Below are 12,600 nucleotides of genomic sequence, written 5' to 3'. Positions count from 1 at the left end.
GCGTCCGAACCTTGAGAACTCAACAGCGTGTCAAAAATCGATGCCAATTACCTCGTCTCGAGGTGGCGGCGAACCGGGCTAAAGGTCTGGGGATGCGGTCATGTCGAACGAAAATCCTTTGGTTGACAATGAATTTCTAGCAATGGCTAGTTGTTCTTGCTCAGTCAGTGAAACAACCCTTCTTGGGTAGCAGTTTCGTGGTCTTCGGGTCACGAGCTAAACATCAATGGAGAGTTTGATCCTGGCTCAGGACGAACGCTGGCGGCGTGCTTAACACATGCAAGTCGAACGGTGATCCAGGAGCTTGCTCCTGGTGATCAGTGGCGAACGGGTGAGTAACACGTGAGTAACCTGCCCCTGACTCTGGAATAACCCCGGGAAACCGGAGCTAATACCGGATATGACACCAATCCGCATGGGTATGGTGTGGAAAGTCTTTCGGTCTGGGATGGACTCGCGGCCTATCAGCTTGTTGGTGAGGTAATGGCTCACCAAGGCGACGACGGGTAGCCGGCCTGAGAGGGCGACCGGCCACACTGGGACTGAGACACGGCCCAGACTCCTACGGGAGGCAGCAGTGGGGAATATTGCACAATGGGCGAAAGCCTGATGCAGCGACGCCGCGTGAGGGATGACGGCCTTCGGGTTGTAAACCTCTTTCAGCAGGGAAGAAGCGCAAGTGACGGTACCTGCAGAAGAAGCACCGGCTAACTACGTGCCAGCAGCCGCGGTAATACGTAGGGTGCGAGCGTTGTCCGGAATTATTGGGCGTAAAGAGCTTGTAGGCGGCTTGTCGCGTCTGCTGTGAAAATCCGAGGCTCAACCTCGGACTTGCAGTGGGTACGGGCAGGCTAGAGTGTGGTAGGGGAGACTGGAATTCCTGGTGTAGCGGTGAAATGCGCAGATATCAGGAGGAACACCGATGGCGAAGGCAGGTCTCTGGGCCACTACTGACGCTGAGAAGCGAAAGCATGGGGAGCGAACAGGATTAGATACCCTGGTAGTCCATGCCGTAAACGTTGGGAACTAGGTGTGGGTCTCATTCCACGAGATCCGTGCCGCAGCTAACGCATTAAGTTCCCCGCCTGGGGAGTACGGCCGCAAGGCTAAAACTCAAAGGAATTGACGGGGGCCCGCACAAGCGGCGGAGCATGCGGATTAATTCGATGCAACGCGAAGAACCTTACCAAGGCTTGACATATGCGAGAACGCTGCAGAGATGCAGAACTCTTTGGACACTCGCATACAGGTGGTGCATGGTTGTCGTCAGCTCGTGTCGTGAGATGTTGGGTTAAGTCCCGCAACGAGCGCAACCCTCGTTCTATGTTGCCAGCACGTGATGGTGGGGACTCATAGGAGACTGCCGGGGTCAACTCGGAGGAAGGTGGGGATGACGTCAAATCATCATGCCCCTTATGTCTTGGGCTTCACGCATGCTACAATGGCCGGTACAAAGGGCTGCGAAACCGTGAGGTGGAGCGAATCCCAAAAAACCGGTCTCAGTTCGGATTGGGGTCTGCAACTCGACCCCATGAAGTCGGAGTCGCTAGTAATCGCAGATCAGCAACGCTGCGGTGAATACGTTCCCGGGCCTTGTACACACCGCCCGTCAAGTCACGAAAGTCGGTAACACCCGAAGCCGGTGGCCCAACCCCTTGTGGGAGGGAGCTGTCGAAGGTGGGACTGGCGATTGGGACTAAGTCGTAACAAGGTAGCCGTACCGGAAGGTGCGGCTGGATCACCTCCTTTCTAAGGAGCACTGGTCGCGCAAGCGATCCAGAGCCCGGTCTGTCCCCGAGTGTGGGGCAGCGGGTGCTCAAGGGTGGAACATCGATTAGTTGGCGCTGACACCGTCTCGTGTCGCAAGTACAAGCTCTTCCTCCGTCGTTGATGGGGGCAGGGCAGTGGAACGCGGTGGGGGGTGGGGGAGGCGCCTGGCACGTTGTTGGGTCCTGAAGGCTCGGGCGAAAGCCTCCTTCGGGTCGTCTTGGACGGCTTATCGGACCCTCACTGCGGTCGAACCGCCACACGGTCAGCTCCTGGTCACCTTGATGGGTGAAGAGGGGTTGGTGTGGTAGGCGCCGGTTGTGTGGGGGGCCGCCCGTTTTTTGAGAACTGCACAGTGGACGCGAGCATCTTTGTGGCTCAAGTTTTTAAGGGCACACGGTGGATGCCTTGGCACCAGGAACCGATGAAGGGCGTAGGAATCTGCGATAAGCCTCGGGGAGTCGATAACCAGACTGTGATCCGAGGATGCCCGAATGGGGAAACCCGGCTGGAGGCAAGTCCAGTCACCCTCGTCTGAACACATAGGGCGATGGGAGGGAACGTGGGGAAGTGAAACATCTCAGTACCCACAGGAAGAGAAAGCAACCGCGATTCCGTGAGTAGTGGCGAGCGAAAGCGGATCAGGCCAAACCGTATCTGTGTGATACCTGTCAGGGGTTGCAGGTACGGGGTTGTGGGACGTCTTGGTCAGCGCTGACACGCTGGCAGGGAGTTACAAATGCGTGTGATAGTCGAAGGGCATTGAAAGGCCCGGCACAGAGGGTGCTACCCCCGTAGACGAAATCGCGACGCACTCCCAAGACCCATCCCAAGTAGCACGGGGCCCGAGAAATCCCGTGTGAATCTGGCGGGACCACCCGCTAAGCCTAAATATTCCCTGGTGACCGATAGCGGACAAGTACCGTGAGGGAAAGGTGAAAAGTACCCCGGGAGGGGAGTGAAATAGATCCTGAAACCGTGTGCCTACAATCCGTCGGAGCCTCCTTGTGGGGTGACGGCGTGCCTTTTGAAGAATGAGCCTGCGAGTTAGTGCTCCGTGGCGAGGTTAACCCGTGTGGGGAAGCCGTAGCGAAAGCGAGTCCGAATAGGGCGTTTTAGTCGCGGGGTCTAGACCCGAAGCGGAGTGATCTACCCATGGCCAGGTTGAAGCGACGGTAAGACGTCGTGGAGGACCGAACCCACTTAGGTTGAAAACTGAGGGGATGAGCTGTGGGTAGGGGTGAAAGGCCAATCAAACTCCGTGATAGCTGGTTCTCCCCGAAATGCATTTAGGTGCAGCGTCACGTGTTTCTTACCGGAGGTAGAGCTACTGGATAGCTAATGGGCCTCACCAGGTTACTGACGTTAGCCAAACTCCGAATGCCGGTAAGTGAGAGCGTGGCAGTGAGACTGCGGGGGATAAGCTCCGTAGTCGAGAGGGAAACAGCCCAGACCACCAGCTAAGGTCCCTAAGCGTGTGCTAAGTGGGAAAGGATGTGGAGTTGCATTGACAACCAGGAGGTTGGCTTAGAAGCAGCCACCCTTTAAAGAGTGCGTAATAGCTCACTGGTCAAGTGATTCCGCGCCGACAATGTAGCGGGGCTCAAGCACACCACCGAAGCTGTGGCATTGACATATTTGCTCGGCACCGACACCTGCGGGTTCGGTGTCCAGGCGTGTTGATGGGTAGGGGAGCGTCGTGTGGCCAGGGAAGCGGCGGAGTGATCCAGCCGTGGAGGCCACACGAGTGAGAATGCAGGCATGAGTAGCGAATGACGGGCGAGAAACCCGTCCGCCGAATAACCAAGGGTTCCAGGGTCAAGCTAATCTGCCCTGGGTAAGTCGGGACCTAAGGCGAGGCCGACAGGCGTAGTCGATGGACATCCGGTTGATATTCCGGAACCGGCGAAGAACCGCCCATGATGAACCTAGTGATGCTAAGCGCCCGAAGCCGCCGGCACCGACCCTTCGGGGAAGGACTGGTGGTGGAGCGCGCGACCCGATCTAGTAGTAGTCAAGCGATGGAGAGACGCAGGAAGGTAGCCTCCGCGTGGCGATGGTAGTCCACGTCCAAGGGTGTAGGGAGCGACATAGGCAAATCCGTGTCGCACATATCCTGAGACCTGATAGTGACCGCGTATGCGGGAAGCAGGGTGATCCTATGCTGCCAAGAAAATCTTCTAGCGAGGTTCGAGCCGCCCGTACCCCAAACCGACTCAGGTGGTTAGGTAGAGAATACCAAGGCGATCGAGTGAATCGTGGTTAAGGAACTCGGCAAAATGCCCCCGTAACTTCGGGAGAAGGGGGGCCCGGACCCTGAAGGAGCTTGCCTCCTAGGGTGAAGGGCCGCAGAGACCAGGGAGAAGCGACTGTTTACTAAAAACACAGGTCCGTGCGAAGTCGCAAGACGATGTATACGGACTGACGCCTGCCCGGTGCTGGAAGGTTAAGAGGACCGGTTAGCTCTTCGGAGCGAAGCTGAGAATTTAAGCCCCAGTAAACGGCGGTGGTAACTATAACCATCCTAAGGTAGCGAAATTCCTTGTCGGGTAAGTTCCGACCTGCACGAATGGCGTAACGACTTCTCCACTGTCTCAACCACGAACTCGGCGAAATTGCACTACGAGTAAAGATGCTCGTTACGCGCAGCAGGACGGAAAGACCCCGGGACCTTTACTACAGCTTGGTATTGGTGTTCGGTACGGCTTGTGTAGGATAGGTGGGAGACTGTGAAGCATGCACGCCAGTGTGTGTGGAGTCAACGTTGAAATACCACTCTGGTCGTTCTGGATATCTAACCTCGGTCCGTGATCCGGATCAGGGACAGTGCCTGGTGGGTAGTTTAACTGGGGCGGTTGCCTCCTAAAAGGTAACGGAGGCGCCCAAAGGTTCCCTCAGCCTGGTTGGCAATCAGGTTTTGAGTGTAAGTGCACAAGGGAGCTTGACTGTGAGACAGGCATGTCGAGCAGGGACGAAAGTCGGGACTAGTGATCCGGCGGTGGCTTGTGGAAGCGCCGTCGCTCAACGGATAAAAGGTACCCCGGGGATAACAGGCTGATCTTGCCCAAGAGTCCATATCGACGGCATGGTTTGGCACCTCGATGTCGGCTCGTCGCATCCTGGGGCTGGAGTAGGTCCCAAGGGTTGGGCTGTTCGCCCATTAAAGCGGTACGCGAGCTGGGTTTAGAACGTCGTGAGACAGTTCGGTCCCTATCCGCTGTGCGCGTAGGAAACTTGAGAAGGGCTATCCCTAGTACGAGAGGACCGGGATGGACGAACCTCTGGTGTGTCAGTTGTCCTGCCAAGGGCACCGCTGATTAGCTACGTTCGGAAGTGATAACCGCTGAAAGCATCTAAGCGGGAAGCACGCTTCAAGATGAGGTTTCCACGGGGCTTGCCCCGAGAGGCTCCCAGCTAGACTACTGGGTTGATAGGCCAGATGTGGAAGTGCAGCAATGCATGCAGCTGACTGGTACTAATAGGCCGACAACTTGACTACACACTTCTGCTGAAAAGGCAGAGAAGATTGCTTCGCGTCCACTGTGCGGTTCCCGAGAAACGGTCGGGAACACCTGATTGACATCTCCATAGAGTTTCGGCTGTCATAGCGAAGGGGAAACGCCCGGTCCCATTCCGAACCCGGAAGCTAAGCCCTTCAGCGCCGATGGTACTGCACTGGTGACGGTGTGGGAGAGTAGGACGCAGCCGAACATACTTTCCGAAAAGGGGGCTCTGCTGATGCAGAGCCCCCTTTTCTCTTTGTCTTGTCTTTTGTTGTCGTGTGTCCGCTGAGCCTGTTGGCCGCGCGGAGGCACGGTGGCCACGGCATAGACTGCACTCCGATCCACCCCGCACCACGAGGAGACTTCGTGTCCGAGAACAGGCCCGGCCGACGAGACGACGCGCAGGGGCGCCGCGGGGACCGCCCGTCCGGCAGCGACCGAGGACAAGGTGGCCGTGGCGGGTCAGGTGGCCAGGGAGGCGCACGCGGTCGCGACGGTGACCGGCGCGAGCCCGGACGCGGCGGCCCCCGCCAGGGCGCCGGCCGCAGTGAGGGTGGCGGCCGTGGCCCAGAGGGTGGTCGTGGTGGCCGCCCAGGTTCCAGCGACCGTCGCGACAGCGGAGCCGCGGGTGACCGTCGCGGCGGAGCGTCCGGCGACCGGCGAGGTGGAGCGGGCCGTGGCGGCCCCGGCGGTGAGCGCGACGCCAGACCGGCAGGGACCTTCGACAACAGCGAGCGACGGGGCGGCAGCCGGCTCGCGCCGAAGTCACCCCGCCTTCCGGACCCCCGCATCGCCGAGGGGGTGACCGGCAAGGAGCTCGACCGCTCGGTGCACCAGCAGCTGCGGACCCTGAGCAAGGAGAACGCCGAAGGCGTCGCCCAGCACCTCGTGATGGTCGCCGCCCTCCTCGAGGCCGAGGACCTGGTGGGTGCCGAGGCCCACGCCGAGACGGCGGTGCGCCGCGCTGGTCGCGTGCCGGCGGCGCGTGAGGCCCTGGGCCTGGTGGCCTACCGCAAGGGCGAGTGGGCGCGGGCGCTGAGCGAGTTCCGCACGGCCCGACGGCTGAGCGGGTCGTCGCACATGCTGCCGCTCATGGTCGACTGCGAGCGTGGGCTCGGGCGGCCGGAGCGGGCCCTGGAGCTGGCGACCTCGCCCGAGGCGCGCACGCTCACCGTGGAGGAGCGCGTCGAGCTGGCCATCGTCATCTCGGGCATCCGCCGCGACCTCGGGCAGCCACAGGCGGCGGTGCTCGCCCTGCAGATCCCGCAGCTGAAGTCGTCGGCGCGGAAGCCGTGGACGGCTCGCCTGTCGTACGCCTACGCCGACGCGCTCCTGGCGACCGGGGACGAGTCCGGGGCACGGGACTGGTTCTCGCGTGCCGCCGATGCTGACGACGAGGGCGAGACCGATGCTGCCGACAGGCTCGCCGAGCTCGACGGCGTGGTGATGGTCGACCTCCTCGAGGACGAGAACGACGACGAGGACGACCAGATCGACGGTGCCGACGACGTGGATGACGAGGCCGCCGGCCCCAGCCGCCGCGCCTGAGAACACCGTTGCCGATGACGCTGCTCGACGCCTACCAGGCGGTGGTCTGCGACCTCGACGGCGTGGTCTACCGCGGACCGACCGCGGTGGACCACGCCGTCGAGGCGCTGCAGGGCTGCCCGCTGCCGGTGCTCTACGCCACCAACAACGCCTCCCGCACGCCTGAGGCAGTGGCCGACCACCTCGTCGAGCTGGGGCTGGAGGTTGGTGCTGCCGACATCGTGACCAGCGCACAGGCCGGCGCCCACCAGCTGGCCGGACAGCTCGCGCCCGGCTCCGCGGTGCTCGCCGTGGGCGGCGAGGGCGTCGTGCGGGCGTTGGAGGAGCGCGGCCTGCGCGCCGTGCCCGTCCGAGAGGCCCGCGACCCGCAGGCCCGGTACACCGCGGTGCTCCAGGGCTACGGGCCCGACCTGTCGGCTGCCGACCTCGCCGAGGCGGCGTACGCGGTGCACGGTGGCGCCGTCTGGGTGGCCACGAACACCGACCTCACGCTGCCGACCGACCGCGGCACGGCGCCCGGCAACGGAACGCTCGTCGCGGCCGTCGAGGCTGCTGTGGGCCAGCCCCCCGTCGTGGTCGGGAAGCCGCACGCCCCGCTGTACCTCCTGTGCGCCGACCGTGTGCACCATGCGCCGTCGGAGCTGCTCGCGGTGGGTGACCGCCTCGACACCGACATCGCCGGGGCCGTGGCCACCGGCATGGACTCGCTGCTGGTGCTGACCGGGGTCGACTCGGCCGTCTCCCTCGCGGCGGCGCCCGTTGCCCTGCGGCCCACCTACCTGGCCGAGGACCTGCGGGCCCTGCACACGGCATACCGGCCAGCGGAGCGCGACTCGGACGGGTGGTGGGAGTGCAACGGGCACCGCCGCCGATTGGTCGACGGGGCCTGGAAGGTCGACGGCGCGGACGCCTCACCCATCGAGCGCCTGCGCGCCGCGATGGCGGCGGTGCACGAGGCCCTCGACGCGGGGGACGTCGACGAGCAGCGGGCCCGGTCCTTGGTGTCGGAAGTCGACGACTGGCACTAGCGTGACCGCAGACGGGGGCGACACCGGGTCGCCGAAGGAGGAGACATGGCGTTCGAGTTCGTTCGGGGATACGTGCAGCTGGCGTCCGGTCTGGGTGAGCTGACGAGGGCGCGGGCCACCGAGGCCGCCCAGGGGCTGCTGTCGCTGCCCGCAGCAGGTGAGGTCTCGAAGCGGGCCCTGCAGGTCAGCGAGATCGCCGACCAGCTGCTCGAGGCCGCCCGCGCCAACCGCGAGAGCCTGGTGGCGCTGATCCGCAGCGAGGTCGAGTCGGCGCTCGGGCGCGCCGACGTCGTGCAGCTCGCCGACTTCGACCGCGCACGGACGGCCCTGGCCGCGCTGACCCGCGAGGTCGAGGACCTGCGCGACACGCTGCTGGCCGAGGCGTCGCGCAGCCCGCTGGGCCGTGCCCTGCCCGGTGTGCGGCCCGCCGAGGAGGCAGTCACGGCAGCAGGCGCTGCGCTGACGCCGGCGGTGCGCGAGACCGTGAGGGAGGCCGTCGAGGAAAGGCAGCCGCAGGCAGCCCGGGCGACCGCCAAGAAGGCCACGGCTCGCAAGACCGCCGCGCGGAAGACGACGGCCAAGAAGGCAGCGGCCAAGAAGTCCACCGCAAAGAAGGCGACGGCCAAGAAGGCGACGGCAACGAAGGCCGCCACGTCGTCGACCGCCAAGAAGACGTCGGCACGGAAGGCCTCGGCCACGAAGGCATCCGCCTCGAAGAGCACGGCGAAGAGGTCGGCCGCGAAGAAGTCCACCGCCAGCAAGGCCACCGCCAAGAAGTCCACCGCGACGCAGTCGACCTCGACAGGGAACGGCAACGGATGACCGAGCAGAACCAGTCCGAGCACAACCAGTCGGAGCAGAACCAGCCCGAGCAGCCTGAGCAGCCCGACCGGAACCAGCCGGTGCCCGGCCCGCGACCGGCGCCGCCGGGAGTGCCCACCAGCGATGCGCCCACGAGCGACGGACCTACCGGCGACCTGCAGATCGACGCCGCGCTGGCCGAGCTCGAGGGGGCTGCACCCGACGACCTGGACGCCCAGGTCGAGGCCGGTGGGCGGGTGCACCGCACCCTGCAGTCGCGGCTGTCCGACCTCGGAGGGCAGTGAGCGACAGCAGCCGGCTCGACGCCGAGCTGGTGCGCCGCGGGCTGGCGCGCTCACGTGGCCACGCCCGGGAGCTGGTGGACGCAGGACTCGTCGACGTCCGCGGCCGCCGGGCCTCCAAGCCCTCGGCGCCCGTCACCGCCACCGACGAGGTGGCCGTGCGGGACGCCGGCCCCACCTGGGTGAGCCGCGCGGCATACAAGCTGGTGGGTGCCCTGGAGGTGTTCGCGCCGCTCGGGCTGACGGTGCAGGGACGACGATGCCTCGACGTGGGCGCGTCGACCGGCGGCTTCACCCAGGTGCTGCTGCACCACGGTGCGGCGCACGTGGTCGCTCTCGACGTCGGCCGTGACCAGCTCGCCGCCGTCGTGGCCGCGGACCCGCGGGTCACCGAGCGGTCGCAGACCACCGTGCGGGGCCTGCTGCCCGAGGCGATCGGGGGACCGGTCGACCTGCTGGTCGCCGACCTCAGCTTCATCTCCCTGACGCTGGTGCTCGAGACGTTCCGGGCCCTGGTCCGTGACGACGGCGACGCAGTGGTGCTCGTCAAGCCGCAGTTCGAGGTCGGGCGGGCGCGACTCGGCAAGGGCGGCATCGTGCGCGACCAGGGCGACCGGGCCTGGGCCATCACCGAGGTGGCCCACTCCGCCGTGGCCGCCGGCCTGCACCCGCGGGCCCTGGCTCCCAGCCCCATCCAGGGCGGGGAGGGCAACGCCGAGTACCTGCTGTGGCTGACCCCCCGTGCAGGGGAGTCGATGGAATGGGAGGCTCTGGTGAGCACGGCCGACCGGGTCACCCTGAAGGGAGTCTGAGTGAGCGCAGCGGAGCGACGCCGCATCCTCCTCGTCGCACACCCGCGGCGGAAGGAGGCGCACGACCTCGCCGCAGGTGTGGTCGAGCGGCTGCACCACGCCGGCATGGAGGTGGTCGTGCTCCAGGACGAGGCCGCCGCCGTCGACCTGGCGGGCAGCCCGAACGTCACCCTGGCCGACCCCGAGCGCGCGGCCGAGGGCTGTGAGCTGGTGTGCGTCCTCGGTGGCGACGGCACCATCCTGCGCGGCGCCGAGCTGGCCCGGGGCACCGGCGCCCCGCTGCTGGGCGTCAACCTGGGGCACGTCGGCTTCCTCGCCGAGTCCGAGCGCGAGGACCTCGACGCCACCGTCGAGCGCATCGTCTCGCGCGACTACGCCGTCGAGGAGCGGATGACCCTCGAGGTCACCGTGCGCCACGACGGCGACCTCGTCTACTCCAGCTGGGCCCTCAACGAGGCCACGGTGGAGAAGGCCTCGCGCGAGCGCATGATCGAGCTGACCGTCGAGATCGACGGCCGACCGCTGTCCACGTGGGGCTGCGACGGCGTCGTCATGGCCACGCCGACCGGTTCGACGGCCTACGCGTTCTCGGCCGGTGGCCCCGTGGTGTGGCCCGACGTCGAGGCGATGCTGCTCGTGCCGATCAGCGCCCACGCCCTCTTCTCCCGGCCGATGGTGGTCGGCCCCAACAGCCACCTGGCGCTCGAGGTCGTCCCGGCCACGCAGGGCACCGGTGTGCTGTGGTGCGACGGCCGGCGTGCCGTCGAGCTCCCGCCCGGTGCGCGCGTGGAGGTGGTGCGGTCGCGCACCCCCGTGCGCCTGGCCCGGCTCACCTCCTCCCCGTTCACCGACCGTCTGGTGGCCAAGTTCGCCCTCTCCATCCACGGGTGGCGCGGTGCCGCCCGCGCGGCGGCGGGGTCGTAGCCGGTCGTTTCCTGTGGTGTCGTCGGCCGCCTCGTCGGGGCCGTGTGCCAGTCTTGCCCCGTGCTTCAGGAGATCCGCATCCAGAACCTCGGTGTCATCGACGACGCCGTGCTGGAGCTGCACCCGGGGCTGAACGTCGTCAGCGGTGAGACCGGCGCCGGCAAGACCATGGTGGTCTCCGGGCTCGGCCTGCTGCTCGGGGCCCGCGCGGACGCCGGCCTGGTGCGTGCCGGAGCCCGCAGCGCCGCCGTCGAGGGCCTGGTCGACCTGCCTGCCGACCACCCGGCCGCGGTGCGCGCCGCCGAGGCGGGCGCCGACACCGATGACGGCCTCGTGCTGCTGCGCACCCTCTCGGCCGAGGGGCGGTCGCGGGCCCACGTCGGTGGGCGCACCGCGCCGGTGGGGGTGCTCGCCGAGATCGGGGAGCACCTGGTCGCCGTGCACGGCCAGGCCGACCAGTGGCGGCTGCGCCAGTCCGACCAGCACCGGGCGCTGCTCGACCAGTACGCCGGCGAGCCGGTGGCGGCCGCCCTGTCCCGCTACCAGGAGCTCTTCGACGAGCACGACCGGGTGCGCCGCGAGCTCGCCGAGCTGACCGAGGCCGCCCGCGACCGGGCCCGCGAGGTCGAGATCCTGCAGGTCGGCCTCGAGCAGATCGAGGCGCTCGACCCCCAGCCGGGGGAGGACGGCGAGCTGCGGGTGGAGGACGAGCGCCTCAGCCACGCCGAGGGGCTGCGCACCGGTGCCGAGACCGCCCGGGCGCTGCTGGCCGGCGCGGAGGAGGAGTATGCCGCGGAGCCGGCTCCCAGCGTGATCGGTGCCATCGCGGACGCGCGGTCGGCCGTCAGTGGCCTGTTGGAGCACGACCCCGCGCTGCGAGAGCTCGACCGCCGGCTCGCCGAGCTCGGCTACCTCGCCGCCGACCTCGGCGCCGATCTCAGCAGCTACGTCACCGACATCGAGCTCGACCCGGCCCGGCTCGCCTGGGTGCAGCAGCGGCGGGCCGACCTGTCGGGCCTGATGCGCAAGTACGGCGACAGCGTCGACGAGGTGCTCGAGTGGGGGCGGTCGGCCGCCGCCAGGCTCGACGTCCTGCTGAACGCCGAGGACTCCCTCGCCGAGCTGGGTGCCCGGCTCCAGACGGTGCGGGCCGAGCTGGGGGAGGCCGCGGCCGCGCTGACGCTGGCCCGCCGCGAGGCCGCCACGGGCCTGGCGACCGCCGTGACCGGCGAGCTGGCCCACCTGGCGATGGGGAAGGCGGTCGTCGAGGTGGCCGTGACCGACCGTGCCGCCGAGGAGGGCCTGGTCGTCCCTGGCAGGAAGGAGCCGGTGCGGTTCGGCCGGCACGGCGTCGACGACGTGGAGATCATGCTGGCCGCCAACCCGGGCGCCCCGGCGCGGTCGGTGGCCAAGGCGGCCTCGGGCGGTGAGCTGTCCCGCGTCATGCTGGCCCTGGAGGTGGTGACCGGTGCCCGCGGATCCGGCGAGGTGCCCACCTTCGTCTTCGACGAGGTCGACGCCGGCGTCGGTGGCCGGGCCGCCCTCGACATCGGCGCCCGGCTGGCCGCCCTCGCCCAGCACGCCCAGGTGATCGTCGTCACCCACCTCGCGCAGGTCGCCGCCTTCGCCGACCGGCACCTCGTCGTCACCAAGAGCAGCGACGGCCACGTCACCTCCAGCGGGGTGGTCCGGGTCGACGACGACGAGCGGCTGCGCGAGCTGGCCCGGATGATGGCCGGCGTCGACAGCGACAGCGCGCTCGAGCACGCCCGCGAGCTGCTCGCCCAGGCGGGGGAGCGGCGCGAGGCCACCGCCCGCGCCTGACCGGCCCGCGCCCGACCAGCCCGCGCCTGACGGGGTTCAGGCGGCCTTCGTCACACCCGTGGAGATGGGGCGCCCGCGTGTGCGTACGGCA

7 protein-coding genes and 3 rRNA genes are annotated in these 12,600 nt (G+C 66.7%); all 10 read left to right on the top strand.

Features of this window, described 5'->3' with window-relative positions:
• Positions 1-223: 223 nt before the first annotated feature.
• The 10 genes from BMW78_RS13905 (at position 224) to recN (ending at position 12,509) form a co-directional block, all read left to right on the top strand.
• Positions 224-1,749, top strand: a 16S ribosomal RNA gene (locus BMW78_RS13905).
• 394 nt (positions 1,750-2,143) lie between these two features.
• A 23S ribosomal RNA gene (locus BMW78_RS13900) occupies positions 2,144-5,266 on the top strand.
• 95 nt (positions 5,267-5,361) lie between these two features.
• A 5S ribosomal RNA gene (gene rrf, locus BMW78_RS13895) occupies positions 5,362-5,478 on the top strand.
• The 16S, 23S and 5S rRNA genes sit together here, the layout of an rRNA operon.
• 593 nt (positions 5,479-6,071) lie before the next feature.
• Complete coding sequence (locus BMW78_RS13885; RefSeq protein WP_091760920.1) at positions 6,072-6,818, top strand: tetratricopeptide repeat protein; 747 nt, start codon at positions 6,072-6,074, stop codon at positions 6,816-6,818.
• A 14-nt stretch (positions 6,819-6,832) separates the two neighbouring features.
• Positions 6,833-7,846 (top strand): HAD-IIA family hydrolase, encoded by a 1,014-nt coding sequence (locus tag BMW78_RS13880; protein WP_091760917.1) that lies wholly within the window; start codon positions 6,833-6,835, stop codon positions 7,844-7,846.
• A 45-nt stretch (positions 7,847-7,891) separates the two neighbouring features.
• Positions 7,892-8,668 (top strand): hypothetical protein, encoded by a 777-nt coding sequence (locus tag BMW78_RS20855; protein WP_091760913.1) that lies wholly within the window; start codon positions 7,892-7,894, stop codon positions 8,666-8,668.
• Entirely contained in the window at positions 8,665-8,952 is a 288-nt protein-coding gene (locus BMW78_RS13870) for a hypothetical protein (RefSeq protein ID WP_091760910.1), read from the top strand. The genes BMW78_RS20855 and BMW78_RS13870 overlap by 4 nt, the downstream gene beginning before the upstream one ends.
• Positions 8,949-9,761, top strand: a complete 813-nt coding sequence (locus BMW78_RS13865) for a TlyA family RNA methyltransferase (RefSeq protein WP_091760907.1) — start codon at positions 8,949-8,951, stop codon at positions 9,759-9,761. The genes BMW78_RS13870 and BMW78_RS13865 overlap by 4 nt, the downstream gene beginning before the upstream one ends.
• Complete coding sequence (locus tag BMW78_RS13860; RefSeq protein ID WP_091760904.1) at positions 9,762-10,685, top strand: NAD kinase; 924 nt, start codon at positions 9,762-9,764, stop codon at positions 10,683-10,685.
• Between the two features lie 60 nt (positions 10,686-10,745).
• On the top strand, positions 10,746-12,509 hold the full coding sequence (recN, locus tag BMW78_RS13855) for a DNA repair protein RecN (protein WP_091760900.1): 1,764 nt from the start codon (positions 10,746-10,748) through the stop codon (positions 12,507-12,509).
• Positions 12,510-12,600 lie beyond the last annotated feature (91 nt).

It is taken from the genome of Pedococcus cremeus, assembly GCF_900111375.1.
Taxonomy (GTDB): domain Bacteria; phylum Actinomycetota; class Actinomycetes; order Actinomycetales; family Dermatophilaceae; genus Pedococcus_A; species Pedococcus_A cremeus.
This window is presented reverse-complemented; position numbering and strand designations above follow the sequence as displayed.

Bases quoted from the DNA above. Each gene is read 5' to 3' on its own strand.
- BMW78_RS13880 (WP_091760917.1), top strand. From the start codon at position 6,833: ATGACGCTGCTCGACGCCTACCAGGCGGTGGTCTGCGACCTCGACGGC.
- BMW78_RS20855 (WP_091760913.1), top strand. From the start codon at position 7,892: ATGGCGTTCGAGTTCGTTCGGGGATACGTGCAGCTGGCGTCCGGTCTG.
- BMW78_RS13870 (WP_091760910.1), top strand. From the start codon at position 8,665: ATGACCGAGCAGAACCAGTCCGAGCACAACCAGTCGGAGCAGAACCAG.